The sequence below is a fragment of the Christiangramia marina genome (genome assembly GCF_048285865.1).
GTDB lineage: Bacteria > Bacteroidota > Bacteroidia > Flavobacteriales > Flavobacteriaceae > Christiangramia > Christiangramia marina.
Genome location: NZ_JBLVTK010000003.1, coordinates 112,502 through 139,336, shown reverse-complemented (window position 1 = coordinate 139,336; position 26,835 = coordinate 112,502). Strand labels below are relative to the sequence as shown.

27 protein-coding genes and 2 tRNA genes are annotated in these 26,835 nt (G+C 39.0%); 6 read left to right on the top strand and 23 right to left on the bottom strand.

Annotated elements, in window-relative coordinates; translation table 11 throughout:
• Window positions 1-9 precede the first annotated feature (9 nt).
• The 14 genes from ACNKXS_RS11420 to flxA all read right to left on the bottom strand — a co-directional run bounded on the left by ACNKXS_RS11420 (window position 10) and on the right by flxA (window position 11,257).
• Window positions 10-1,215, bottom strand: coding sequence for a DUF2062 domain-containing protein (locus tag ACNKXS_RS11420; RefSeq protein ID WP_417920952.1), 1,206 nt, complete (start codon window positions 1,213-1,215; stop codon window positions 10-12).
• Window positions 1,216-1,278: 63 nt separating this feature from the next.
• Window positions 1,279-1,638: an ApeI family dehydratase gene (locus tag ACNKXS_RS11415; protein ID WP_417920951.1), complete on the bottom strand. Its 360-nt coding sequence runs from the start codon at window positions 1,636-1,638 to the stop codon at window positions 1,279-1,281.
• Window positions 1,639-1,644: 6 nt separating this feature from the next.
• Window positions 1,645-2,265, bottom strand: a complete 621-nt coding sequence (gene lolA2 / locus ACNKXS_RS11410; RefSeq protein ID WP_417920950.1) for a flexirubin biosynthesis/transport protein LolA2 — start codon at window positions 2,263-2,265, stop codon at window positions 1,645-1,647.
• A complete protein-coding gene (locus ACNKXS_RS11405; RefSeq protein ID WP_417920949.1) occupies window positions 2,252-3,016 on the bottom strand; it encodes a polysaccharide deacetylase family protein in 765 nt (254 codons plus the stop codon). Before ACNKXS_RS11405 ends, lolA2 begins: the two co-directional genes overlap by 14 nt.
• Window positions 3,006-4,073, bottom strand: coding sequence for a beta-ketoacyl synthase chain length factor (locus ACNKXS_RS11400; protein ID WP_417920948.1), 1,068 nt, complete (start codon window positions 4,071-4,073; stop codon window positions 3,006-3,008). Before ACNKXS_RS11400 ends, ACNKXS_RS11405 begins: the two co-directional genes overlap by 11 nt.
• Window positions 4,066-5,247, bottom strand: coding sequence for a beta-ketoacyl-[acyl-carrier-protein] synthase family protein (locus ACNKXS_RS11395; RefSeq protein ID WP_417920947.1), 1,182 nt, complete (start codon window positions 5,245-5,247; stop codon window positions 4,066-4,068). Before ACNKXS_RS11395 ends, ACNKXS_RS11400 begins: the two co-directional genes overlap by 8 nt.
• A gap of 3 nt (window positions 5,248-5,250) precedes the next feature.
• The gene (locus ACNKXS_RS11390; RefSeq protein ID WP_417920946.1) at window positions 5,251-5,508 is read right to left on the bottom strand and encodes a phosphopantetheine-binding protein; all 258 of its coding nucleotides are present in this window, start codon (window positions 5,506-5,508) and stop codon (window positions 5,251-5,253) included.
• Window positions 5,501-6,103: a 3-oxoacyl-ACP synthase gene (locus ACNKXS_RS11385; protein WP_417920945.1), complete on the bottom strand. Its 603-nt coding sequence runs from the start codon at window positions 6,101-6,103 to the stop codon at window positions 5,501-5,503. The genes ACNKXS_RS11390 and ACNKXS_RS11385 overlap by 8 nt, the downstream gene beginning before the upstream one ends.
• Entirely contained in the window at window positions 6,096-7,241 is a 1,146-nt protein-coding gene (locus tag ACNKXS_RS11380; protein WP_417920944.1) for a beta-ketoacyl synthase N-terminal-like domain-containing protein, read from the bottom strand. The genes ACNKXS_RS11385 and ACNKXS_RS11380 overlap by 8 nt, the downstream gene beginning before the upstream one ends.
• Before the next feature lies 1 nt (window position 7,242).
• Entirely contained in the window at window positions 7,243-7,656 is a 414-nt protein-coding gene (locus ACNKXS_RS11375) for an acyl-CoA thioesterase (RefSeq protein ID WP_417920943.1), read from the bottom strand.
• A complete protein-coding gene (locus ACNKXS_RS11370; protein WP_405198655.1) occupies window positions 7,656-8,105 on the bottom strand; it encodes a hotdog family protein in 450 nt (149 codons plus the stop codon). Before ACNKXS_RS11370 ends, ACNKXS_RS11375 begins: the two co-directional genes overlap by 1 nt.
• A 2-nt stretch (window positions 8,106-8,107) precedes the next feature.
• Window positions 8,108-8,986, bottom strand: coding sequence for an LpxL/LpxP family acyltransferase (locus ACNKXS_RS11365; protein ID WP_405198654.1), 879 nt, complete (start codon window positions 8,984-8,986; stop codon window positions 8,108-8,110).
• Window positions 8,987-8,988: 2 nt separating this feature from the next.
• Window positions 8,989-9,729 (bottom strand): flexirubin biosynthesis SDR family reductase FlxB, encoded by a 741-nt coding sequence (gene flxB / locus ACNKXS_RS11360; RefSeq protein ID WP_405198653.1) that lies wholly within the window; start codon window positions 9,727-9,729, stop codon window positions 8,989-8,991.
• Window positions 9,722-11,257, bottom strand: coding sequence for a flexirubin biosynthesis tyrosine ammonia-lyase FlxA (gene flxA / locus ACNKXS_RS11355; protein WP_417921250.1), 1,536 nt, complete (start codon window positions 11,255-11,257; stop codon window positions 9,722-9,724). Before flxA ends, flxB begins: the two co-directional genes overlap by 8 nt.
• Window positions 11,258-11,615: 358 nt before the next feature.
• Between flxA and ACNKXS_RS11350 the strand changes: the two genes are divergently transcribed.
• From ACNKXS_RS11350 to ACNKXS_RS11340, 3 genes are all read left to right on the top strand, one after another.
• Entirely contained in the window at window positions 11,616-12,851 is a 1,236-nt protein-coding gene (locus ACNKXS_RS11350; protein ID WP_417920942.1) for an NAD(P)/FAD-dependent oxidoreductase, read from the top strand.
• Window positions 12,852-13,010: 159 nt separating this feature from the next.
• Window positions 13,011-13,095 (top strand) — tRNA-Ser (locus ACNKXS_RS11345).
• Window positions 13,096-13,222: 127 nt separating this feature from the next.
• Window positions 13,223-13,300: transfer RNA gene (locus ACNKXS_RS11340), tRNA-Pro, on the top strand.
• A gap of 166 nt (window positions 13,301-13,466) precedes the next feature.
• Here ACNKXS_RS11340 and ACNKXS_RS11335 read toward each other — a convergent pair.
• The 6 genes from ACNKXS_RS11335 to ACNKXS_RS11310 all read right to left on the bottom strand — a co-directional run bounded on the left by ACNKXS_RS11335 (window position 13,467) and on the right by ACNKXS_RS11310 (window position 21,127).
• Complete coding sequence (locus ACNKXS_RS11335; protein ID WP_417920941.1) at window positions 13,467-14,921, bottom strand: TolC family protein; 1,455 nt, start codon at window positions 14,919-14,921, stop codon at window positions 13,467-13,469.
• On the bottom strand, window positions 14,911-18,156 hold the full coding sequence (locus ACNKXS_RS11330; RefSeq protein WP_417920940.1) for an efflux RND transporter permease subunit: 3,246 nt from the start codon (window positions 18,154-18,156) through the stop codon (window positions 14,911-14,913). Before ACNKXS_RS11330 ends, ACNKXS_RS11335 begins: the two co-directional genes overlap by 11 nt.
• Before the next feature lie 19 nt (window positions 18,157-18,175).
• Window positions 18,176-19,258 (bottom strand): efflux RND transporter periplasmic adaptor subunit, encoded by a 1,083-nt coding sequence (locus tag ACNKXS_RS11325; protein WP_417920939.1) that lies wholly within the window; start codon window positions 19,256-19,258, stop codon window positions 18,176-18,178.
• A gap of 132 nt (window positions 19,259-19,390) precedes the next feature.
• Window positions 19,391-19,810, bottom strand: a complete 420-nt coding sequence (locus ACNKXS_RS11320) for a hypothetical protein (protein WP_417920938.1) — start codon at window positions 19,808-19,810, stop codon at window positions 19,391-19,393.
• A gap of 166 nt (window positions 19,811-19,976) precedes the next feature.
• Window positions 19,977-20,762, bottom strand: a complete 786-nt coding sequence (locus tag ACNKXS_RS11315) for a DUF1206 domain-containing protein (protein ID WP_417920937.1) — start codon at window positions 20,760-20,762, stop codon at window positions 19,977-19,979.
• A gap of 137 nt (window positions 20,763-20,899) precedes the next feature.
• Entirely contained in the window at window positions 20,900-21,127 is a 228-nt protein-coding gene (locus tag ACNKXS_RS11310) for a hypothetical protein (protein ID WP_417920936.1), read from the bottom strand.
• A 344-nt stretch (window positions 21,128-21,471) separates the two neighbouring features.
• Between ACNKXS_RS11310 and ACNKXS_RS11305 the strand changes: the two genes are divergently transcribed.
• Together ACNKXS_RS11305 and mgrA are read left to right on the top strand one after the other, a co-directional pair.
• A complete protein-coding gene (locus ACNKXS_RS11305) occupies window positions 21,472-21,894 on the top strand; it encodes a hypothetical protein (protein WP_417920935.1) in 423 nt (140 codons plus the stop codon).
• A gap of 60 nt (window positions 21,895-21,954) precedes the next feature.
• Entirely contained in the window at window positions 21,955-22,950 is a 996-nt protein-coding gene (gene mgrA, locus ACNKXS_RS11300; protein ID WP_417920934.1) for an L-glyceraldehyde 3-phosphate reductase, read from the top strand.
• A 20-nt stretch (window positions 22,951-22,970) separates the two neighbouring features.
• Here the strand turns inward: mgrA and ACNKXS_RS11295 are convergent, their stop codons facing one another.
• From ACNKXS_RS11295 to ACNKXS_RS11285, 3 genes are read right to left on the bottom strand one after another with little or no spacing between them, the layout of a single operon-like run.
• Complete coding sequence (locus ACNKXS_RS11295) at window positions 22,971-23,942, bottom strand: type I phosphomannose isomerase catalytic subunit (RefSeq protein ID WP_417920933.1); 972 nt, start codon at window positions 23,940-23,942, stop codon at window positions 22,971-22,973.
• 11 nt (window positions 23,943-23,953) lie between these two features.
• Entirely contained in the window at window positions 23,954-25,570 is a 1,617-nt protein-coding gene (locus tag ACNKXS_RS11290) for an ArnT family glycosyltransferase (RefSeq protein ID WP_417920932.1), read from the bottom strand.
• Window positions 25,554-26,180 carry a lipid-A-disaccharide synthase N-terminal domain-containing protein gene (locus tag ACNKXS_RS11285; protein WP_417920931.1) on the bottom strand — a complete coding sequence of 209 codons (627 nt, stop codon included), beginning with the start codon at window positions 26,178-26,180 and terminating at the stop codon, window positions 25,554-25,556. Before ACNKXS_RS11285 ends, ACNKXS_RS11290 begins: the two co-directional genes overlap by 17 nt.
• A gap of 241 nt (window positions 26,181-26,421) precedes the next feature.
• On the opposite strand from ACNKXS_RS11285, the gene ACNKXS_RS11280 reads away from it, so the two are divergent.
• Window positions 26,422-26,700, top strand: coding sequence for a hypothetical protein (locus ACNKXS_RS11280; RefSeq protein ID WP_417920930.1), 279 nt, complete (start codon window positions 26,422-26,424; stop codon window positions 26,698-26,700).
• Window positions 26,701-26,835: the final 135 nt, after the last annotated feature.

Here is a 26,835-nt window from a genome sequence, read left to right as displayed (position 1 = left end):
ATCTAGACATTAATTATTCGCTGGTTGTTTGGGTTTCAGAAAGCAAAACAGACAGTAAAACATGATCCACGTAAGTGCTGCACTAATAATTGCCAGGACTATGCTACCAATTAAATACTGAGTTAAACCTATGAAAAGATCTTTTCCCGAATCAAAGTTCTCGAGATTCAATTGCCAGTCAAATCCATTACCTATAAAAAAGTTTCCGAGCTGATAACTCAAATATAAAATTATAGGAATAAAAGGCGGTATACTTATATTGCTAAATAAAAAGGCTATAGCCTTATTTAATTTCAATAATGCTGCTAATGTAAAGACCAGTAAGGTATGCAAACCCCAAAACGGTGAAATCCCAACAAAAATGCCTAAAGCGATGGCAGCTGCTTTTCTTTGAGGAGAATCCTGATCTCTAATAATATCTTCTCTAAAAAATCTGCTGATCCCCTTTTGCTTGAATTCACGATATTTATTCCTTGGATGGATGTAAAAGAAACTGATCAATACAAAGTATATGTATAAAAAGACGATACGTACAATATCCCAGAATGGACGAAAGTGAGTTACCCGCTCTCCTGGATCGTAGTGAACCCTTATAGGTATATTTTTTACTTCCACTTTTTTCCATGCCGACTTCACCAATACCTCGATCTCTAATTCAAATTTCCAGGTGATCAGTCTTAAAGAATTAATAAGCCGAACAGGATAAAGTCTGTAACCGCTTTGAGTATCTTTTAATTCCTGGGCGGTTACTACCAAATACCAGAAACTGGAAAATCTATTGCCTTTGCTACTTTGCCCCGGGATCCCTGCCTGCGACATATTTCGATCGCCCACCAGTAGTAGTTCAGGATCACCAGTTTTCCTGTTTTCGAGTTCTACCAGGAACTTCTCCAGATCTGCAGGATAATGCTGTCCATCTGAATCTATCGTGATCGCATACTCGTAAGCTTTATCCCCAGCCCTCCTAAAACCTGTTTTTAAGGCAACACCTTTACCTCTGTTAGTATCATGCGATACAATATCCAGGAATTCAAAATCCTTTAAAATCTCATTGGTGGTATCTGTCGATCCATCGTTAATAACGATGATATTGCGGGTATAAGTAACTAATTCGGTAAGAAAAGCACGAAGCGAATGATCATTGTTGTAAGTAGGAACAATAACACCGCAACTTAGTGCATCAAAACGTTCTTGAAGAATAGGCAGTGTACCCAAATTGTTGGCTTTAATGCAAAAATATCATTTAAATAAAGAGTAATTGCCTATGCCAGGACAAATTTATATCACATCGTAAAGCGCGTTGATCCTAGTAATAATCCCAGTTTCACTTTTCGCGATGCCTTTAAGCTCGTAGTAAGTTCCCTGCTTTTCTAATTTTGATTCCAGAATGAGTTCATCATTATCTGTAGGATCAAAAACTGCAGTAAATTTTACATTGCTTGCTCTCTTAAGACTAAGCTTTTTTTCTGAAATTCTTTCTGCCTCCTCCTTAAATAATTGCATGAGCACAACTCCCGGGGTTACCGGTCTTCCAGGAAAATGTCCATTGTAAAGTTCATGTCCGGCATTGACCTTCAGGCTTGTTCGAATGGTATCATTGTCTTTTTCAGACTTGTAAACAGTATAAAAATCTTTCAAAATTTCTTATTTATGATCGAATACCGAAGCAGGTATGTTCTGATTGGTCTTAAAATTACTCATTTTAATCTCGGTATAATCGCCTGAAGGTTCTATAAGCTTCACTTTTTCAATATATTTTTCAGCATTAAAGAATATCCTTATCTCAGAGAACATTTCAGCTAAATTCTCATCCTTTGGAGTAACCGTAGCTTTTACAAATTTTCCCTCCCTGGCAAAGTCTGTTCTAAACAATTCATCCATTTCCAGAATGCGACCATTAAAGCTTCCTGCAACAAGTTCTCCCATTTTTTCGAAAAGTTCGCTGTCTCCAGTATTCATTTTCCTGGTTTTACCATCCTCAATGATATACAAACTCGAATCTTTGAACAGCAACTCATAATCGTAAGGAGAAGTATAAGACCATTTAAGTTTGCCAGGAGAAGCATACCAAATATGACCATCACTTTCTACGCTCTTTTCCATGGTTTTCATAAACTTCAGCTGCTTGAAATCTGCCTGGAGATTTTCAATGTTCTTCGCTTTAGTGGACTCTTTGAAAGCTGTAGCTTCCGAAGTAGAAAAGGTCGCATTCTGAGCGAAGAGCTGGCAACTAAAAAGTATAAAAATGAATTTAAGAATACGCATCGATATCAAGTAAGTGATCTGGCCTGATAGCCGTTAAATTTTTCTGTTTCAAAAATACCAATAACTGTTCCAAGACTTTAGCGCTCTGAGGGATATTATCGTGTAAAAGTATCAAATCCCCGGCTTTTAGATCTTTTGTAATTCGTTGAAATATCTTATCTGGCGAGCTGGTGATCGCGTCATAAGACCGTACACTCCATCCTACAGTAATGTGACCGGTAGCCGTAATTGCCCTGGAAACCTTGGGATTGATTACTCCAAATGGTGGCCGGAATAAATTCGTTTTTAAACCAGCTACTTCAGTCGCAATATGATCACATTGCTGAATTTCAGAAATGATCGCGCGAGTTGAGAGAAAACCGAATTTTCGTGAATGTGAAAAGGTATGATTACCCACCACATGACCTCTTTTTATGATTTCCCGGTAGATTTCAGGATGTTCCGCTATATTTTTCCCTATGCAAAAGAACAATGCCTTAACCTCGAATTCATCCAGAATATCCAGAATCTTTAAAGTATTTGGGTGCGGACCATCATCAAAGCTTAGTCCTATTCCCTCCCTTCCCATTGCGGAATGTATCGAATTCTGAAAAAAATTAAGGCGAATATTTGTAGACAGTATAAGGATAGTGCTTACATATATGACCGCCACCAGCAGAATGAACCATCCAGACCAGTACCCATTTAGAGCACCCAGAACGCTTCCTAGCAGTATAAAGCTGAAGATGATTCGAAGTATTTTATATTTCAAGACTTTCCAGTAAGATGAATCCGTGATTTCTACCAAGATATTGGTTATAGACCAAAATTCGGTTGAAAGTTGAAACCGACTTTGAATTTAGCCTGAATTTCTTCGGAATTTCTTGATGCTGAAGGATAGAAATCCCTAGTGCAAAACCAATTGCTGAAATAGAATTGTTATCTCCGGTCTGGGATTTATAGGCAAGCTGTGTAACATTTCTAAAAAGACCTTGCTGCAGATTATGATAATAAACATCAAACCTGTTGTCTCCATTGTTCCCGAGAACAATTGCGTCTATATTCTCTGATGTTAGCTCATTCTCTTTTAGAAAATCAATAACTTTTTCTTCAATTTCAGAAGGCTGAAAATCATTCAGAATTTTAACTGCGCTGCAGGTTGCCAGTGAAGCTAAACTTTTAACTTTGGAAATACTGAAGAAAGCAGAACTTTCAGAAATAATGGTTCCCGAAGTATTGGCATCTAGTAGATCTATATTCAAAACTTCCTCTTCTTTAATTTGACCATCAAGCTTTTGAAAACCTGTAAATTTCTCTGAAGTTTCATCTACGGCGCCGACTATCAAATTCTGAATTTCAGGATCGATCTCGAACTGCATTTGCGCATCAAAAAGACAGCTCTCAAAGCTTACTGAATTTTGAGTGTAGGTCATATTATAACCCGTGCATTTCAGAAAAAGTGCGATCTGTCCGCTAACCGTATTGTGGGTAGATTGAATAAAAGAAGTTGGTGTCAACAACTGCTCCTCACTTTGCTCTATTTGTTGCATGAACTTTTCGGTATCCTGCATACAACCCTGTCCTGTACCAACGAGGATCGCATCAGGACTTTCAATACCAGACCTGGAAAGAGCTTGCACTGCATTGAAGATCCCCATTTTCACTGCTTTAGACATTCTTCGCAGCATCATGGGCTTGATCAATTCCTTATAATTACGCGCACTTGCTCTCAAGATATTTCCCTGCAGTTCCAGCACGTCTTCGGAAGTCAGGAAATCTTCCGGCTGTGCTGTAATGGTGGAAACACTGTTAATGTAAAAGCTACGCATGTTTACTGAAGATTAACGAGGTGCAGTTGCCACCGAACCCGAAAGAATTCGACATTACGTGATCAAGTTTGCGGTGTTTCTTTTGAATAACCGGAATCAAACCATTTTCCATCACATCCTGAAAATTAAGGTTGGCAAAAACCTGCTGATTCTGTAACGATAATATAGAATAAATAGCCTCTACTGCGCCGGCCGCTCCTAAAGTGTGTCCAGTAAATGCTTTAGTAGAGCTGAAGTCAGGAACTTGAGCCTGTGCAAAATTCCGCTCCAAAGCATTGGTTTCGGCGAGATCATTATTAAGTGTTCCGGTACCGTGAGCATTAATATAATCGATCTGGGAGGAATTTAATTCTGCCGACCTTAACGCAGCGGTCATTGCTTTGTACGCGCCTTCCCCGTTTTCTGAAGAGGCAGTTTGGTGAAATGCATCGTTTGCGTTGCCCGCACCAGAGACTTTCGCAAGGACATTATGTTCATGACTGGTACCTTCAGCTTCCAGAACCAAATACGCCGCTGCTTCTCCGAGATTGAGTCCATTTCTGTTGATATCGAATGGTCTGGCTGGTTTTTCTGATAAAATTCGAAGAGAATTAAATCCATTGAGAGTGAATTTTGTGAGACAATCACTTCCTCCCACGATCACTTTATTGAATCTACCGGACTGAATCAACCTTGCCCCGTTCATGATGGCATTTGCAGAGGAAGAACAGGCAGTACTGATCGTTGTAACATGTTCTTTAATCCCAAAATATTCCGCGATCTTTTGCGTGGTATAACCGGGATGTTGCGCTTGTATAAAAGCTCTTAAAGCAAGACTTTCGTCAAATTGTTCAAAATATTCCTCTGTTTTATCGATTCCTCCCACACTGGTTCCAGATACAAAAGCTGTATGTTCTGGGTCAGGTACCAGATCTGTATTTGTAAATATTTCAGTAATTGCTTTGATTCCGAGTAAGGAAGCACGGGTGATCCCGGAGTTGGCAGAAAGCTTTAATTCTTCCAGTAATTCAGCATTGGAAAGTTTGATCTCGCCAACAGGAAATTGATGTTTTGTTGTTAGAATATCGGGTTTGGATAATCCGTGAACATCATTTTGCAAAGCATGAAGATTAGCCGTTACGCTCGAACCAATGGCAGAAACCATGCCCATCCCGGTTACGACTACAGTTTTCATAAATTACTTCGTACGATGTTTCTCGATAAAACCTGCCATGGTATTTACTGAAGCAAATATCTCTTTTCCCTGGTTGGGATCGGTCAGCTTAATTCCATAATCCTTTTCAAGCAATACTATTAATTCCAGGGCGTCAATGCTATCAAGTCCCAGTCCATCACCAAACAGGGCTTCGTCATTTTCGATATCTGCAGGCTCCATGTCCTCCAGATTAAGTTGTTCTATAATACTTTCCTTTAGCTCGGTATGTAGGTCACTCATGTGTAGTAGCGTAGATTTTCGGCAACTGTCCCCGTTGAGATTGCAGATCTTCAAGACCGGTGACATGCCACAAAAATACATCATATTCATTATTGTGCAAGTTTAGCCAACCACAAAGCACATTTTTACATGCTAAATTCTTAAGATGTATTTCAGCATAATCCAGGATTAGTTCCGGATCGAAATTTTCTGTGATAAAAAATGCATTTTCAGACTGAATTGAATGTCTGATACTTATTTCGCCCAGCACGATATTGGGCAATGTATATACAAAGACAGAAGGCGAAGCGAAATTCTGCATACTTTCCTGAAAACGAAGATCTGTGTCCAGGCTTGAACTGGAATTTGAGAATATCAAACCGGTATTTTTCTCCAATTGGATCTTTTCTGAAAGTAATTCTACAGCGATGAAGCCTGCTTTGCTAAGTCCATCCATTTTGAAGAACTTGGAATAATTAATTCCGAAAAACTTATACGCCTGACTCATGAATTTAGCGGACTCTAACTTATCTTCTGATTTAAACAATAAACCTTCAGATGATGTGATCCTATTGTCCTTTATCTTGATGAACTTAATTGATTGATCTTCAGACATGAGCTTTCGTTTTTCCGAAAAGCATGGCAATATTACAGCCTCCAAAACCTGATGCTGTTTTTAGTGCCATATTAATTTCTTTCTGAGAAGCTTCCGTAGTAATATTTAAGGAGGTAGAAACACCTGAGCTTTCGAAATTCTTCGAAATGATCAATTCGTTTTTAAGTAAGCTTTGTTTAAGCATAATGGATTCGATCAAGGCTGAAGCGCCTAAGGTATGCCCGAAATAGCCTTTTAAGCTATGCAATGGAATATCGTTGAGATTGGATCTATCAAATGCTATAGCTTCCATTTCATCATTATAGATGGTCGCCGTTCCATGAGCTGAAATTGCGTCAATTTCTTCGGAAGTGATACCAGTAAAATGTTCTAATCTGGAAATTGCCTGGTACAAACCTTCACCATCCCTGCTAGGGCCGGAAATATGATTTGCATCATTGGTAGTAACAGCATGAATAAATTCCACATTTTGTTCCTGTGAAGTTTGCCCATCAATAAATACTGCGGCAGCCGCTTCACCAAGACTAATTCCATTTCGTTCGGCATCAAAAGGTTTGCATGCCTTCGCACTCATCGCCTGGAATGATTGAAAACCAGATAATACAAATTCTGAAACCAGATCGCCTGCTGCTACTATAGCATTATAAAACTTCCCTGACTTGATAAAATCTGCGGCTGTTTTGATAGCAAGACCTCCAGAAATACATGCATTTGATACCACGATGGGCTTATTTTTAAATCCGAAAAAGTCGGCAACTACCTGTGCCATTTTCCAGAGTTCAACCCGCTCTTTAGCAAATTTATTAGAGTTTAAAAGATCGATATTTCCCTTGGTCGTGGCAATTACCAGCCCTGTACTCAAAGAGTCTACCCTTGCCTCTTTATCGACTACATCCTTTATAGCAAGAATCAGCATCGTTTCCAGCTTCGTGTAATCCTCACAATTACCTATCAGGGAAAAACTGCGATCAATGATTTCTTCATCCAGCAACCCTGCATAATAACCAGCTGGATACTTTGACGTAGGCTTCTGAAGTTTTAAAGCTGAATTTTGCAATCTCAATTCCCGTAGATTGGCCATAGTGCCAAAACCCAACGGAGAAATTATGCTATCAGATTTTAAATAAACTTGCTGCATTTTACAAGTTGATTTTTGATTTCCAGGCTTGATAGAACTCAGGGTTTATAAGCGAAAGTTCATTATTTTGATCTAAAAAAACCTGTACGGTTCTCCCCGTACAGATCAATTCTTCATTCTTAAAGATCTTATAGGTAAAGATCATTTTTGCTGAAGCAGCATTTTCAAAACTTGTTTCAACCGTAAACTTATCGCCATAAGCCAGAGGTTTTTTATGCTCACAACTTGAGGATACTATAGGTGTTGCGTACCCATTGCTTTCAGCATCGAGATAAGATATACCATGAGTATGGCAGAAATCCTCCCGACCTTCCTCAAAATATTTAAGATAGTTCCCATGCCAGACGATTCTTAAAGGATCGCATTCATGAAACTTTACTTTCAGCTTTGTGGTATGAGTTAATGTTGTGGACATTAATCAACAGTTACCGTTTTCATCTCAGACATGGCGATCACCTCTCCCCTGTCATTTTCGGTTCGGGCAGAGACCGAGGTCACGTTCATGATCTCATGCAAAATTTCCACATAGGTGGTAATACTCTCTCCAACCAAAGGCTGCCCAAGAATTTCAACAGTTTTGATCACACCTATAAAACCTGTTTTTGGCTTCGTATTGCCGCTAAGAGAACCCTGATATCCACGATGTAAGGACATACTTTGAGCCATATGTTCAATAAGACCACTCTCAGATAATTTGCCATGATCGAGCATGAGACTGTCTTCAGGGACCGTAAATCCAGTTACACCAGTAAGATCTGTATATTCAAATAAAGTGTCCACGAATACAAAAGGTTTCTTTTGAGGAATGAGATTAGAAATTTCCTCTGCTGAACGGATTGGATGATGTAATAAGTTTTCTGCCATAGCTAACTGAAATCGTTCCAGTAATCATAATAATTATACCATTGGTGAGGATATGTTCTCACCATTCTTTCCAGATCGTCAAGATAAGATTTTAAAATTTCTTTTGTCGTGTAGCTGTTAGCTTTATAAGGGCGTGCAAAAAAATGATAGTGAAAATTCTTTTCTCGCATTAGATGTACGAACAAAACTGGAATTTTATTTCTGGCGGCAAGTTTGAAAGGACCTTCAGGAAATTTAACCCTTTCCCCCAGAAAATTAGCTTCTAAAGTACGTGACTGCTCCATAAACCTATCTGCCGCAAAAACTAGTAGTTCATTATGATCCAGAGCTTTTTTCATCGCGAAAACATGACTTAGATCATCCTTCATCACGATCACTTTCACTTCGGTATCTCCAGTGACAGATTGCAGGTATTGCTTGATTTGTTTGTGTTCAAAGTCGGTTACCACAAGGTTTACAACTGCATCTGCATGTCGTTCCTCAAAGAAATGCTTGGCAAGATTAAAATTGCCAATATGTGCGGTAAGCAGGATCCCGCCTTTCTTCTGCTTCAGCAATGCTTCTATATATTCAACGCCATCGAATTCAAAAGTAAATTTGTTCTTTAATCCATTAGTGATCGCAATCCTGTCGAGTTGTATTCTTCCGAAGGTAAAATAACTACGATATACATTAAATGCTGAGCTCAATGGAGAATAACCTAGTCTTTTTCTGAAGAGATAATAGGTGCTGCGGGTCGAAGAAAAAGAGAAAATGATAAAATAAGCGGCAACGAAAAGGAGTACAAAATAGGCAGCGATCAGTCCGAAGCTTTTAATGATCTTTACATAGATCCTGAAGCCAAGTAAAGTTCCCCGGGATTTCCCTTTCCAAGTTGCCATGATTAAGAGTAGAGTCCGCCATTAATATTGATCACCTCGCCGGTGATATATGAAGATCTATCAGATGCCAGAAAACTTACCAGATTTGCCACCTCTTCCGGATCTCCAAATCGATTCAAAGGAATTAGTTCTTTATATTTTTCAGCATCAAAATCTGCGGTCATTTCAGTATTAATAAATCCGGGAGCAACGGCATTCACCGTTACTTTCCTTTTTCCAATTTCCTGTGCAAGTGCTTTGGTAGCTGCAATAACAGCTCCTTTTGCTGCTGAATAATTTACTTGTCCCGCGTTTCCCTTTAAACCTGAGAGCGAAACCATATTAATGATCCTTCCGCTTCTAGCTCTCAACATATCCTTCAGAACGCTCTGGGTCACATGATAAAATCCCTGCAAACTAGTATCTAAAACCGAATTCCAGCTATTCTCAGACATAAAAATAAAAAGTCCGTCGTCGCTAATACCGGCATTGTTTACCAGAACGTCGATAGTTGAATCCTTATTTTCAGATTTCCACTTACTAATCTTCTCTGAAACTTCAGAAGCATTGGCAACATCAAATTTCAGAAGTTCACAGATAATATTCAATGATTCAACTTCCCGTTTGACCGCTTGAGCCGACTCCTCATTAGACCTGTAATTCAATAGAATATTGAGTTTATGATCTTTAGCCAATGCTAGACAAATCGCTTTTCCAATTCCGCGTGAACCGCCGGTTACCAAAGCAAATCTTTTCTTAGTCATAAGCCTGATGAGTTTTGAGATATATTTTCAAATTCTGAATGTCTTTATAGAGAACTCTGTCTTCTTTTATCTGCGGAAAAATCTTTTTAAGATCCTTGATTTTCAAGGTAGTCGCTGAAGATAGACGATTATCATATTGAAGTATGTAAAGTGCCTGAAGGATCGTTGCCATTTCAGTTGCTAAAACCTCGTAACAGTTGTCGATCACCTTACGGGTCATCATCGCAGAATTTGCTCCCATACTTACAATGTCCTGATTATCATTATTATTGGGTATGCTATGAACGTACATGGAGTTGGAAAGCATTTGATTTTCAGCAGTAGTCGAAACCGCTGGAAACTGTGCACCCTGCATTCCGAAATTCAAACCTAATTTTGAAGCATTGACAAAAGCCGGTAAAATGTCATTAAGTTTTGGATTCAGTAAATAGTTGATCTGCCTTTCCGCAAGCATGGATGTTTTGGTCATTACCAGCCTAAGTTTATCCATTTCCAGAGAAATATAATCTCCGTGGAAATTACCGCCATGGTAAACCTGCTCAGTCTTTACGTCGATAATAGGATTATCATTGGCAGAATTCACCTCTTCCAGTAAAATTTTGGTCGTTTGTGAAAGAGTATCCATCACAGGTCCAAGAACTTGTGGAACGCATCTTAAACTATAATATTCCTGAACTTTTTCTTTGAACATTTCCGTGTTGGCATGATCGGTATTATAAAGTTCTTCCTTTCTGGATCTGGTGAGACCGGAGTCCTTCAAGTGATTTCGCATAAGTTCAGCGATTTGCTGCTGACCCTTATGAAGTTTTGCCCGATTTAACTCTTCGGCAAGGTGGTCATCATAAGCCTTTACAATTTCATTGATCACAGAAGAACAAAAAACCGACCAGTCCAGCAATCGCTTTGCGTGAACAATATTAACAAGGCCAAGCCCGGTCATCGCAGAAGTTCCATTCATGATTGCCAGCCCTTCTCTAATGGTGATCTTCGCTGGACGAATATTCTTTTGTCTGAAGACTTCTTCAGTATCTCTGCGTTTACCTTCGTAGAAAACTTCACCTTCTCCAATAAGAACCAGAGCTAGATGTGCTAATTGCACCAGATCACCTGAAGCTCCTACTCCACCATGTTCAAAGATCAAAGGTGTGATTTCTAAATTGATCAATTGAATTAAAACTTCAGCAACAGAAATATCGATGCCAGATTTACCTAAGCTAAGAGTATTCAGTCTGGCTAACATTAGCGCCCGTACGTCTACTTCTGAAAGTATGGCACCTGCACCTGTAGCATGACTTCTTATAAGATTTAGTTGAAGGTTGATAGAATCTTCTTCTGCAACCCGGTACTGCGCCATAGGTCCAAAACCTGTATTTACTCCGTAGATGATTTTATTTCGCGAAAATTTCTCAAGAAATTGATGACTTTGGATAATCCTGTCTCTGGCTTCAACACCTAATTCTACCCTTGTTCTCTGAAAAACAACTTGTTGAAATTCTGAAAGTGTAAGTTCCTTCTCCAGGTTGATCATAAGTAGCTGCTTGAATTCAGGATTGTGTATAGTTTTCGCTCTGGACAAATGTAATATTTTTAGCGGGAAAGCGGGATATAGCATGAACCGGGTAATAAATTATAAGTATTGATAATTTCATAAATGTCAACTTAACTTTTCCAGAATTTTATCAAAGTATTGCTGAAGTTATTAAACAGTTAGCATTGGAAAGTCGGCTATTAAAATCAATTTCAATAAGATACATTAGTCCAATAGATCTGCCACTGGCATGATTGATTGCTTATATCTCACGAAAGCTCTGCCTTAACTGGCAGAGCTTTTTATTTAGGTGAATTCAACTGAAGCATATTTTCCATTAGCTTTGTATCGTTAGATTATGGTTAAAAAAGAATATGACGTTGTAATTATTGGTGCGGGACCGGCTGGTATGGTTGCAGCAGGTTACCTGGAGAAAACCGGTGTATCTGTATTGGTGCTGGAAAAGCAATTTTTCCCAAGGTTTGCCATTGGGGAAAGTTTGATCCCCCGCTGTATGGATAATTTCGCTGAAGCCGGATTACTCGAAGACCTGCAGAAACAAAATTACCAGAAAAAGACGGGCGCACGTTTCGTTAAGAATGGGAAAGTCGTTGAATTCGATTTCAGTAAAAAGTTTGGGGAAGGCTGGAACTGGACCTGGCAGGTTCCCAGAGCCGACTTTGATCATAAACTTGCAGAAAGCATACAGAAAAGAGGAGTACTGATTAATTTTGGAGCTGAAGTGGTTTCTGCCAGATGGGAGAACAAGCTTTGGAATATTGAATCTAAAGACCCAAATGCCGTTCTAAGTCGTATCACTTCCAGATTTATAATTGATGCCAGTGGAAATGGCCGGGTCTTAGCCGGAATGCTTAAACTGGAAGCTCCCGCCAAGATCTATGATCATTCCTCCATATTCACTCACATTAAGGACGAAGACCGACCTCAAGGTAAAGAAGGAGCACAAATTAGTTTTGAGATCATTAACCGTGGTGCCTGGTTCTGGTATATTCCTTTCTCCAACGGGACTACTAGCTTGGGGTTTGTAGGAGAAAACGACTGGTTCCATACATTTTCTGGCTCTAAGAATGAGATATTTAAGCAAATGTTGGATCAGTGCGACTTTTACAAAGATCGATTTTCAAAGCAGGAATATTTGTTTGAGCCTGTAAAACTATCTGGTATATCCAAGAATGTTCAGCTTTTACATGGTGAAGGTTTTGCGCTTGCTGGAAATTCAGCAGAATTTTTAGATCCGGTTTTTTCTTCCGGGGTTGCATTCGCGACTGAAAGCGGATTATTAAGTGCAAAACTGGTGGCCAGGCAATTGTCTGGAGAAGTTATAGATTGGAATAAAGAATATACTGAACATATACAAAAGGCTATTAATGTATTCGCCACCTACGTAAAAGAATGGTATACAGGAAGATTACAGGATATATTTTTCACTGAGAATGCCAGTGAAAATATTAAAATGCAAATTTGTTCTGTACTTGCAGGATATGTCTGGGATAATAAAAACCCTTTTGTTCGAAATCATGATAAGGCTATTAGAAACTTGCACAACTTTTTATATCCAGAAAAGTTTCAATAATTTTTTTTCACGCCTATTTAATTGAAGTCAAGTAGTTTAAGGAAAGTTGCTCGATTTTACCTTAAATTTTCTTCCAAAAAGATAAAAAAGGTTTGGTTGGTACGTAAGTAAAACTTAGATTTGCAACCGCAAAATTACTTGCGAAGTTCTTAAATAAACGGAGAGTTGCCAGAGTGGTTAATGGAGCAGTTTGCTAAACTGTCGACGAGCAATTGTCGCATGAGTTCGAATCTCATACTCTCCGCTAGATTTTTAGTCTGTGGTTCTTTTATTCTCTTTTCGACCGGAAAATTGGAATAAATTTCCTCCGCTTCCCGGATATCTTACAGGATAGTTTGGAACGGAAAAGACTAAAAACATAATTCACTTTTCGGGGTGTAGCGTAGCCCGGTTATCGCGCCTGCTTTGGGAGCAGGAGGCCGCAGGTTCGAATCCTGCCACCCCGACCAAAGCCTGTTGATCTTTTGATTGACAGGCTTTTTTCATTTTATTTCATCAAAGAAATTTTACTGAAAAAAATAATAATCTGACCACTTATCTAGTTGATTAGTACAACATCAAAAAAGCCATTTCGAATAAATGAAATGGCTTACTGCTAAAACAAATTAAACATCACTACTGCCAGCCACCACCAAGATTTCGGTACATGGCTACACGAGCCATTAATTGATTCTTTCGGGTATCTACCAGTTCCATTTTAGATTCCAGGGCTTCTCTTTGCGTAAGCAGGACTTCTAAATAATCTGCACGAGCAGATCTAAATAGTTTATTAGTGAGTTCTATAGACCTGGTAAGTGCTGCCACCTGCTCTTCCTTCAGCACGTAACTCTGTCTTAGGTTCTCCAGGTTAGAAAGTTGATTCTGCACTTCCATATAAGCGTTCAAGATGGTCTTCTCATACTCGAAAACTGCCTGTAACTGCCGGTCGTTCGCCGAATTATATTCAGCTTTGATGGCGTTACGGTTAATAAGCGGTGCAACCATATCTCCAGCCAGGGAATACAACAAAGACTCTGGAGTAGAAGTCAAAAATTTGGTGTTGAATGACTCTAAACCTACTCCAGCCCTGATCGTAAACGAAGGATAGAAATTAGCTTTCGCAGCCTTCGTGTCTAACCTGGCAGCTGAAAGTTCAAATTCTGCCTGCCTGATATCGGCTCTGTTTTCCAGCAATTGAGAAGGAACTCCGGTATACATAGTATCCAGTTTTCTTTCTACAAAATCTGCTGATTCCCGGTGAATTGGCTGCGGCATTCTTCCTATCAGGAAATTAATCCTGTTCTCGGTTTCTACGATCTCCTGTCTTACGGCGAATTTCTCACTTCTGTTCTTTAAAACTTCAGCTTCAAAACGTTGCACCCCAAGCTCGGTAGCCCTGGCTGCCTGCTTCTGAATTCGTATGGTTTTGAGAGCATTCGTTTGTAATTCCAGGTTTTGCTCTATGATTGCTAACTCGTTATCTAAAGCCTGAAGCTCATAGAAAGATTCGGCAACCTCAGAAATTAGGTTCGTGACCATAAAATTCTTTCCCTCTACGGAAGAAAGATATTCCATAACCGCGGCTTTTTTGGAATTGCGCAGTTTCTTCCACACATCCAGTTCCCAGGAGGCAAATGCACTCACCAAATAATTTGGCAGAGGCTCCGGAAATTCCTCTCCGGGCCTAATATCTGTAGTCGCATCATTAGCGCCCTGGCTAGTGTACCTGCCAACTTTTTCTACTTCAGCTGCTGCCTGAATATTTAAAGAAGGAAGGTATTCGCCTTTTCTTGCCCCTATCTCGTTCCTGGCCACAGACACTCTTTGCAGCATAATATTAAGTTCCTGGTTATTTACCAGGGCGGTATCTATTAAACTAACGAGGTTCGGGTCTGCAAAAAATTGCTTCCATTCCATGACGGCGGTATTCAACGTATCTTGAATAACATTTTCCTGATAACTTTCCGGGAGGCTTTTATTTTCCTCGCGAATTTCCCTGGAGGGAACGCAACTATATAGCATAGAAACTGCCAATACCAGTATTATCCAGGATCTATTCCTTTTGATCGTGAAGATCTTTCTATTGTTCATCTTCTTTTCTTTTCATTAATTTTTTCAATTGTCTGTTCATCTTTTTCAGCCTGTTGCGAACACTTCCTTCGCCTTCATTATTTCTTATGAATTCTTCTGAAATAGATTCACTTTCTTCATCTTTGATCAAACTTCGACCTTCAGCCATTTTTCCGAAGATGAAATAAAGCCCCGGAATAATTATTACTCCGAAGAGCGTTCCAATGAACATACCGCCCATGGCAGAACCTCCAATGGTTCTATTCCCGATGGCTCCCGCTCCGGTAGCGATCACTAACGGAATAAGACCGGCAATGAACGCGAACGATGTCATTAAAATTGGCCTGAAACGCATTTTAGCACCTTCAATGGCCGCATCCAGCACGGTTGCTCCTTCCCTATGTTTGAGAACGGCAAATTCCACGATCAATACAGCATTCTTTCCTAGAAGACCAATAAGCATGATCATCCCGATCTGGGCATACACATCATTAGAAAGTCCCATTAGTTTCAGCATTAAAAATGAGCCAAAAACTCCAACCGGTAGCGAGAGCAATACCGCGAACGGTAAAAGAAAGCTTTCATATTGTGCCGCCAGCACGAAATACACAAAAATCAGGACGATCCCGAATACATATAGCGCATCGTTCCCACGGCTGGCTTCATCGTAAGAAAGTCCCTCCCAGGCAATATCGTAACCACGCGGAAGTTTTTCTGCAGCTACCTCACGTATCGCCTCAATGGCATCTGCACTGGTATATCCCTTGGCAGGTAACCCACGAATAGCAGCAGAGTTATAAAGGTTATAACGTGTGATCTCATTTGGTCCCAGTTTTTTCTCCAGTTTCATAAAAGCAGAATAGGGAACCATTTCACCTTCGTCATTCTTAACATATAGTTCTTCGAGATCTGAAGGCAACGCACGATATTCTGGAGCGGCCTGGGTATATACTTTAAAGAACCTACCGTATTTGATGAATCCCTGTTCGTAAGTACTCCCAATAAGAATGTTCAGGTTTTCCATGGCTTTCCCAATAGAGACCCCTTTTTGCATGGCCGCTTTGTTATTGATCTGCAATTCATATTGCGGATAATTGGCCGCAAAAAATGTAAATAATCCGCTTAGCTCTTCTCGCTCTCCCAGCGCTTCAAGAAACTGGTTATTGATCCTTTCAAACTCCTGATAATCTGTAGAGTTCGTTTTATCGAGCAATCTCAGAGAAAAACCTCCCGAAGAACCAAATCCTGGCACTGCGGGCGGTTCAAAATATTCTATCACCGCACCCAGATCTTTAGTTTCCTCTTCCAGTTCTTCCATGATCTCATGTACCGAGTGATCGCGTTCCGACCATGGTTTAAGGTTGATCAAACAGGTACCGGCATTAGAACCACGACCTTCGGTCATGATCTCGTACCCGGCAAGCGAAGAAACAGATTCCACACCTTCTATCTCTTCAGAAATCTTCATTAGTTTATGAGCTACCTCGTTAGTACGTTCCAGCGTGGAACCCGGTGGAGTCTGAACGATCGCGTAGATCATCCCCTGGTCTTCATTCGGAATAAAACCAGAAGGAAGTATATTATTGGTTACCAGTATTCCCGCACAGAAGGCTAAAAGCACTCCGAAGGTAAGAACCCTTCTATTCACCACGTATTTTAGGAAACCTACATATCTTCCGGTAAGTTTTTCGAATCCGTGGTTAAACCAGTTTATAAACCTGTTGATAGGTGATTTTTTTCGAGGTTTTCCATGGTTATTCTTCAGCAACATCGCACAGAGAACCGGCGTGAGGGTAAGCGCTACTACTGCAGAAATTACAATAGCTCCGGCCATAGTGATCGAGAATTGCCTGTAGAATACCCCTACCGGTCCAGACATGAACGAGATCGGGATAAATACCGAAACCATAACCATGGTGATGGCCAGAATGGCTCCTCCTATTTCTCCAAGAGCCTCAGAAGCGGCCTTGTAAGGAGTGAGGTTCTTTTCTTCCATTTTTAAGTGAACCGCTTCCACTACTACAATGGCATCATCTACCACAATCCCAATCGCCAATACCAATGCAAAGAGCGTAATGAGGTTAATGGATAGGCCGAACATTTGCATGACGAAGAATGCCCCAATAAGAGATACCGGAACGGCAATAATAGGAATTAATGTAGATCTCCAATCTCCCAAAAACAGGAATACCACGATCGCAACGAGTATAAAGGCATCTCTTAGCGTGTGTAATACCTGTTCTATCGAAGCATCAAGGAAATTGGAAACATCATAACTTATTTCGTAATCTACTCCAGGTGGCAGGTCTTGCTTTAACTCTTTCAGCTTCTCCTTTACGTCTTTAATCACATCGCTCCCATTACTTCCTAAAGTCTGTTTGAGTACAATCGAAGCAGAAGGCTTACCGTCCAGGTTTGAATAAATATCGAAGAATTCGCTTCCCAGTTCTACATTGGCCACATCGCCCAGGCGAACCGTTTGACCTTCTTTATTAGAAGTTAGAATGATTTCTTCATAATCTTCGGGCTCACTGAAACGATCCCTATAGGTAAGCACATATTCCAGGGCCTGGGCTTTTATCCCCGAACTCTGACCAATTCTACCGGGACGAGCAAGAATACTTTGCTCTTCCATGGCTTCCAGGACCTCTTCTGCTGAAATATTATATGCTCTCATTCGGTCAGGTTTCAACCAAACCCGCATGGCATATTTTCTACTTCCCAGAATTTGTGCATTCGCTATCCCTTCGATCCTTTGGATCTCCGGAACTATTCTGGTATATGCATAATTATATAGAAATTTCTCATCTGTATCCTTTTCTGTACTATACAGGTTCACATACATTAGCATACTCGGCTGAACCGGAGTAATGATCACTCCTTCTCGCTGTACCAGTTCTGGCAGCAAAGGCAACACCTGGTCTACCCGGGTCTTCACCCTTACAACGGCATCGTTGGGATCTACTCCCGGTTCAAAAATAATTCTCAGGGTTCCTTCTCCCGCACTGGTTGCATCAGAAGCGATATAGCGCATATCCTGGACCCCGTTGATAGCGGTTTCCAATGGTATGAGCGTTGATTTTACGAGTACATCTGCACTAGACCCCGGGTAAGCGATAAAGATATTTACGGTAGTAGGCGCAATTTGAGGAAATTGCGAGATAGGCAATTGCTTAATGGCCAGACCACCCACAAATAATATCATTACCGAGATCACAATAGCGAGTACTGGTCTCTTTATAAATTTTCTAAACATTTCTTTGAGGTTTTAGCAATTATTCCGCGTACATATCCAGGCCAGAGATCACTTTTTCAGGATCTACCAGATCATACTTGATCTTTTCGCCGTTTTTAACCAGGCGTATCCCTTCCAGAAGGATTTTATCTTTGGGACCGAGTCCGCTTTTGACCACGAATAAATGCTGAATTTCAGATCCTATTTTGATCTCCTTTTGCCGTAGGACATTGTTTTCATCAATCACGAAAACATATTTTTTATCCAATACTTCGAAGGTTGCTTTTTGAGGAATTAACAGGGCATGCTGCAATGGAATTTTCATAAGAATGTTTCCAGTTTCCCCGTGTCTTAAAATGCCATCAGGATTAGGAAAATTTGCTCGAAAGGCGATATTACCGGTTTCATTATTAAATTCTCCTTCTATAGTTTCCACGATTCCGGGTTGATTAAAGATTTTATTATTTGCCAATAGAAGTTCAACATGTTGTTCTTTGTCTTTATCTGCACCCATTATATAATCCAGGTATTCAGATTCCTGAACGTTGAAGTAAACCCACATTTCGCTATTGTCTGATAGCGTTGTAAGAAGTTCACCTTCTTCAAGCATACTTCCCTCACGCACATGTAAATGGTCCATAATTCCATCGAAAGGTGCTTTAATAGACGTGAAATTTAAGTGCGTTTGAGCTAAATTAACTTCAGCCTTGGCCTTATCATGATTCGCTTTGGCAAGTGCAAGCTCATTTGGTGAGACTACATCGCTATCTGAAAGTAATTTGGTATTATCATATTCTATAGAGGCTGCTTCAGCCTCAGCTTTAGATTTTTGCAATTCTGCCTGGTAAATGTTTGGCATAATCTGGAACATTTTCTGTCCTTTATGTACATAGTCTCCCTCATCAACAGATATGTCTTGTAGATATCCTTTTTCCATAGCTCTGAGTTCGATATGCCGGATAGAATGGATCTGAGCCAGGTATTCTTTAGTAATTGAGGTGTCTTTAAGCACAGGCGTAGTAACCTGGTAGGTTCTTGCCTCGTGTTTTTCTTCTTTGTGAGAATCGCAGCCAATAGCAAACAGCATGGCTATAAGACCAATGAAAATTGGAATTTTCTTCATAATTAAATGAATTTTATAAATGAAATTGAAATTTGGGAGGCCGCTCAAGAGAAATTGAGACGCACCAGATTTGCCTTCAAAAGATCTTTGAAAACAAGATTTTACATGCTAGTGCATGTATAAGAAGTTGATTTAAATTCGAAAAGTCTCGAACTGAATGTAGCGTTTAGAGAGAACCGTTCGGGAGTCATCATTCTCACTTATGAGAGACAAAAGCTTATTTTTGAGATAGCACTCCCAGGTAAATATCAAAAATAGAAATGCAAATACATTTCCTGAAAGCAGGTTCAGGTTATTTCTGCTTTCTTTGTTTAAAACTTCAGATTCCTCACTTTCAGTAAGCTCAATAAATCTTTTTTGTGAAGCTGAATTAGCTCCTGGAGATGATTTAAAAAACTCTTGCTTTGCCGTAAAATTCTCAGACAGGTTAGAGGAGATCTCACCAAAAGAATCTAATGCACCCGGATAAAGTGATTTTGCCTGAATAAGTGCAAAAACACTAAACAGCAGTAAAACTACAGACAGGAAATATTTATGAAATGCATTTTTCATTCGGAACGCAAAAGTATTCTCGAAAACTATTACCCACAAAAAAGAAATGTTAAATTGAACTCCAGAATTGTAAAATGAATATGAACTACTTGTTCATTGACATTCAGAAAATGCTATAAAAAAAGCCCGCTGAATTAGCAGGCTTCTGTTATATCTAATATCGCTACTATCTAAGACTGGCTATAGTAATAGATGGATATTTCGCTTTTATGAGCATGTAAACTCCATATCCAACTAGACCTATTGCTACGATACCTAGTGCAATAGACCCAAATTCTGCCTGTATATAACTAAATGCATCGGTTTGAGTTTTAACATTGCTACCGCTGGAAAGTCCGGACTTCAACGTTAAATAAGCCATAAGCCCCAATACTAATCCTCTGGCAGTATGTCCAAATTTACCGGCATTAATAAGCAACTTCTGTTCTTTTTGATCCATTCCTGCTTCTTCCACTTCTTCACGAAATTTTCCAGAATAAGCCCGATACAAGTCATAGATAGCCTTTATCGCCATACCCATACCAATAATAATGGCAATGGTGTCACCATTAGATCCAGACATAATGCCACCCATCATTCCGCCAGAACCACCTGAACTACTGCTACCAAAAGCTAATTTGAAAGAATAATAAGCCAAACCACCGTAGATGAGTCCGCTAATAAAATACCCTATCCGCTTTCCATAACCCTTTAGATTATCTTCAAATTCTCCTGGGTTATAAAATACCTGATACAATCTCCAGAATACATATCCAAGAAGTCCAATTCCCATAATTACAAGTAAAACCTGTCCATATGACTGTTGTGCTAGATATTGCAATGCACCTTTACTCCCAGATTTTTGTCCACCCTGACCAAACGCAGCCATTGCTGTTAAAACTCCAATTAGGCAATAAACTGCACCTTTCGCAGCCATTCCAAACCGCGCAAAATTCTTTTTCTTACTACTCATTATATTTAATTTGATTGGTTAATCATTTTTAAAGTTATCGGAAATTGAACGTATGACTAAACAAACCCTCAAACTTTAGGCTAATTTTAGCTTAATTCAACCTGAGGACTTGAGCCTTCGTCATTAAAGTTCTGAAATCAGCCTTTTTCAATAAACTTTCGGTGGTCTTTCAACCATTTATCTAATTTGAAAGATTCAGCTTGTGTAGCCTCTTTATTTGTGTTCTCATTTATCCATTGATTGGATTCAGTTTGCTTCACGAATATTTTGTCATAACTATACAAAGTCGTCCCAAATACCTTTACATATTTGACACTTTTGATCTTATAACAATTCTCTTCTTTGGAAATATTAACCAGGTTCATCGTCCTTAATAAATTTGCTTTAACTGATTCGAAAACTAAAGAGCAAAATTAGGGTACAAGTAGTATCCTTTAGCCTAAGGCTTTGTTAGGATTAACTTAGCTCACGATTTAGACTAAACTTCGAAACAAATCCGGTATCCTCTTAATATTACTGAATACATAATATTTTTAACCTTCTGAAAGATTTGAATGCTATTTAGCTGAAGATGTAGTAATTGACTATAAATGTTAATTCTTAAATATTTCTTAATTTATTCTATTTCTCTTTATAACTTTACGTTTAAACCGAACAAAAAAATCCCCACCCTATGAAAAGATTGAACTGTTTGTTAGTAATTTTTTTTATGTTTTTTATCGTATCCTGCGACACAGACAATGATGACATGGAATTGTTAGAAACTGAAATAATTGCTTTAAATGAGATCTTACTGGATTCTGAATGGCGAATTACCAGTTTTACTGAAAATGGTCAGAATAAGACCGATGATCTTGAAAATTATACATTTATATTCCAAAGTTCGAATGAACTGGTTGCAGATTCTAACTTGGGATCTTTTAATGGAACCTGGAGAGTTTCCGATGATAACGGGACAGAATTTGACCCATCCAATGATCTTGATTTCATGATCTTTTTCACTCCTAATGGAAAACTGGGAGATCTCACGAATGCTTATGATGTTATCTCGGCTGATGGATCTGAGATCAACTTAAAGCTGGAGGAAAATGCTGAAGGAAATTCCGGATACCTATCTTTTGCCAGGAATTAATTAGCTCCTTAAAGTTTAGGGTTGCCCCAATAATTTCTAAATTGCCGGGAAAATCATAATATGAGTAATTATAATGCAGCAGACTCCAGGTATGATACTATGGATTATCGAAGATGTGGTAAAAGTGGTTTAAAGTTGCCTTTACTTTCCTTGGGTCTCTGGCATAATTTCGGAGATCATGATGACCAGGACAATGCGCGGGAGATTCTCCAGACCGCATTCGATAATGGAATAACGCATTTTGATCTGGCCAACAATTATGGCCCGCCATACGGTTCTGCCGAAAGTAACTTCGGAAAGTTCTTTAAGCAGGATTTCAAGCAATATAGAGATGAGCTCATCATATCTTCCAAAGCCGGATGGGATATGTGGCCCGGACCTTATGGAAATTTTGGTTCCAGAAAGTACCTGATCGCGAGTTTGGATCAATCCCTGCAAAGAATGGGTCTTGATTATGTAGATATCTTTTATCATCACAGACCAGACCCGGAAACACCTCTAGAAGAAACAATGGGCGCTCTGGACCAAATCGTAAGAGATGGAAAAGCTTTGTATGTTGGTATTTCACAATATAATGCTGAAGAAACGGCCAAAGCTGCCAAGATTCTGAAGGATCTGAAAACACCTTTTATAATTCACCAGCCCCGTTACAACATGATCGATCGCTGGGTTGAAAATGGACTAATGGATACACTGGAGGAAAACGGACTTGGAAGTATCGTTTTTTCTCCTCTTGAACAAGGCATTCTAACTGGTAAATATCTTAAAGGGATTCCGAAGGATTCGCGAGCTGCTACAGAGGGTAGTTATCTGGATAAAGCACAAATTACAGATGAAGTGGTTTCACAAATTCAGCAGCTGAACGAGTTAGCTGAAAAACGTGAACAAAGTCTTGCGCAAATGGCCGTAGCATGGCTATTAAAAGATCAAAGAGTAACGTCTGTCTTAGTTGGGGTAAGCAGAAAATCTCAGTTAGAAGACAACCTGAAAGCTATCAGGAACATTCATTTTAGCTCAGAAGAACTTAAGAAAATAGACAATATTCTCAATTTCTAATTTTTCAGAACTTCTGGAATCTATTTTATATAGACTTCCAGAAGTTCTGTGTTTTCAGCAGAAATCTCCACCTCATTTGTGTTTGCTGGAATTAATACCGATTCTCCCGCATTAATCTCTTCGGAATTGGAACCAATTTTAATTTGAGCTTCGCCTGAAACACACATATAAATGACAAAAGAATCCAGGTTGGAAAGTTTCTTTTTGAGTTTGCCTTTCACCGGAAGATAGTTTGTAGTGAAGTACTCACAGCTGGCAATTTCTGAAGAATGATTCTCTACATGATCAAATTCAAGCTTATAATCATCTTTCTTCTCAAAGTCTATAGCATCCAGCGCAAGTTCTGTGTGTAGTTCGCGGCTATTGCCCTCGCTATCTACTCGATCCCAATCATATATTCTATAGGTAATATCTGAAGTTTGCTGAATTTCAGCAAGCAGGATTCCTCCTCCTATCGCATGAACCTTCCCGGTATTTATGAATACCGAATCCCCTTTATTTACTTCTTCAAAATTTAAAATATCAAGAATCTTCTTGTTTTCGAGGTAATCTACGTATTCTTCTTTATTGGTTGTTTTATTAAAACCAATATTCAATTTAGAACCTTTATCGGCTTGCATCACATACCACATTTCAGTTTTACCGAATGAGTCATGTCTTTCCTTAGCCAATGCATCATTAGGATGTAATTGAACTGAAAGATCTGTCTTTGCATCAATAAACTTAATAAGCAGCGGAAAATCATCTCCAAACCTTTTATAGATCTCCTCCCCCATTAGATCTGCTTTATACTTCTTAATAAGATCTGTTAGTTTCTGTCCTTTTTCTGAACCATTACTAACTTCAGAAATAAAGTCTTTTACTCCGGAAATCTCCCAGCTCTCCCCGACGTTTTCCTTATCGGTCGTTTTATTCAAAATATCACGAAGCTTATTCCCGCCCCATATTTTTTCCTGAAGTATTGGTCTGAATTTAATTGGATAATCAACCATGTCTGAATTATTTAAAATTTGTCAATTTTATAAAGATCTCTGTATAAACGTTCCTTGTGTTTATTACCAACAGGATTCATATCGATCTCTTCGATCTTTTCAATAGTATACCCTTCAAAAGTTTCGATCACTTCTTCTTTTTCCTCTTCCGTAGCCAACAGCAAAAAGTGAGATTCTTCAGGTCTTTTATAATTTTCACCATCATACAGAATTTCTATTGGCTGACCATATTCCCAAATCATTTCCGGAGTAAAACCCCGAAACTCATATACTTTAACGTCCATTCGTTCCCTGTAAACATCGACAATGGAAATACTTTGATATGATGGATTCTTTTCAATTTTCGAAGCTATAGGCAAACCAAAGAATATAACACTAATAATAAACCATACCGTAAGATAAAAAACTGGTTTGATCTTTCTATTCTTTAAGTACCATAAAATCATAAGTCCTATGGTGAACAGGAGAATAGAGATCGTAATATACCAGCCCAGGAAATTCTGAACCCGATCCCCAAAATATAGATACCCTGCGAGTGGAAATGAGATTCCGATCAACGCAATAAGTCCGAAATTGAAATATACAATCCAAGATTCTTTCTTCGGAAGGATATCGAACCTGCGAAATAAGTACTCTATATAGAATGCTGTATTCAATGCCATTGGGAGCATCACAGGTAGTAAATACCTGGACTTCTTCTCGGGAATAATGGATAAAAGCACTACTGCACAAAGAGTCCAGATGAGGGTAAACTTATAAGCTTTCTTATCAAAAACTTTATTCTTAAGATAGGGATATAAAAGAGCTACGAAACTCGGAATAGTCCAGATACCACTCTGGACAACAAAGCTCCAATAATAATAAAACGGTCTTACGTTATAATCCAGCCAGCGACCGGTTTCTTTATCTGTGATTTTAGAAACCGCATTGGTGTCCAGAAGATATACATAGATGGCCCAGGAAGCACTAATTATTAGTGCAATACTAACTGTTAGCAATACTGGTTTCCAGTAATGTTTGAAACTTTTATAGCGATATACGAATCCAAAAGAGATCAAAAATGGCAATAGCAGCGCATACATGGATACCGGACCTTTACTTAGAAAAGAGCATCCAATAAAGATTCCGCTTAAAACAGCGTTTTTCATGGAATTTCCTGTATCCTGAAAGATCTGGAACAGAAAGTATATAGCCATGATCATCCAGCCATGAGTATGAATGTCCCACTGGCCATCCCTTCCTGAAAAGAGTATATAGAAACTGGTAGCGCCTATAAGTCCGCTAATGAACGCATACTTACTATTATTAGTGAATTTGAGGCCAAGTCTATAAAGAAAGATACTTACGATGCTGCCCATGACAGCGGCTGGTAACCTAGCTGCGATCAGGTTCTTCATTCCAAATAACATCATGGATACCGCAGTTAGCCACGTAGGTAAAGGCGGTTTCTCGTAGCGTGGTTCATTATTAAGGGTTGTAAAGATCCAGTGATCAAGATTGATCATTTCCCGAGCGGTAGCAAAATTTCTTGCTTCCATGATATTTACAAAGATGGCATCGAGATTCACAAAGAATATTGCGAAGCAAACAAATAGTAAAAGCAGAAAGTAATTATCCTTTAACTTCATTCTTCTGAATATAGATATTTCTAAGATACATAATAACACCAAAACTATGACCTGCTAGTAACACAGGGTCTTCTCTAAGGATCGCATAATAGATGATCAACGACGATCCAAGTAAGCTCAGGATCCAGAAACCAAGTGGTAAGGAGGAAGATTTTCTTCTTTCAGAATAAGCCCATTGATAAATAAATCTAAGGGTGAAAATAAGTTGTCCTGCAGTCCCGACGACCAGTAACCACATAGGAATATCCACATTTCTAAATAAAGCTGCAGCGTCATACTGATTGTTGTTAAACCCATAGATCACCACGAACAAAGGAAATATCCAGAGAAAAACCCTTACATACCTATTTATTTTTTTCCAGTCGCCCTGCAACTGCAAATTCCTGATGTATATAAAATAAGTAAGCGTTTGCCCCAGCATAATGGCAAAATCGTCCCGTAGGTATCCATAAATAAATAATAAAAAAGATGCGAGCAAGCTAATATGCCAGAAGAATTGAGGTGTAACCACCCGTTTATTCTTTTCTGAAAGCAGCCATTGTGCGATCATCCTCCCTGAAAAAAGCAGTTGAGCGATAAAGCCCAGAAGATAAATTATCCAATCGTTCATACTTCTGTGTATCGCGATTTCAGGAAATTATTTGAGTTGGTGTGCAATGGTAAATTGTAGTTTGATGAATGTTCTGGAATATTTCTGGTCGATACCACAAATGTAAAATAATATTCGAATTATAGTTTTTTTACCTCTTACCGATTTTTTCTCATACTTCAACTAAAAGTGCCAGTAGCTCAGATTTAAATTAAATTATCAAATTATATTTGAATACCCAATCTATTAGAATACATCTGCTTTGGCTAACCAAATAACTAGTGGTATGCTACAGCAAGAACATTATATCCAAAGTACCGATGAAGAAATATCTCATATCGAGTCTGTAAAGGATTCTATTGAAGAGCTTCGCGATTCGGGAAATTTTTTCAGTGTTTCACTTCAAACACTCGAATTAATCAGAAGGTTTAATCATTTATACATACAGGTTTTTGAAAAAATGGATAAAAATCCAAGCTTACTGCATCAATTAGTAGTGGCTGCAGTTGGTCTGGAAAAAAAATTGATCAGAGAAAGCTAAATTTCTAAAACCGTATCTATACTGAAAATCAAAAACTTCCGATTGGGAGTTTTTATTTTTTTAAACTTACCTGAACTTTTCCCAAAAAAAGCATTGTTTAATTTATAAAGTGGTTTATATTTGCAACCGCAAATC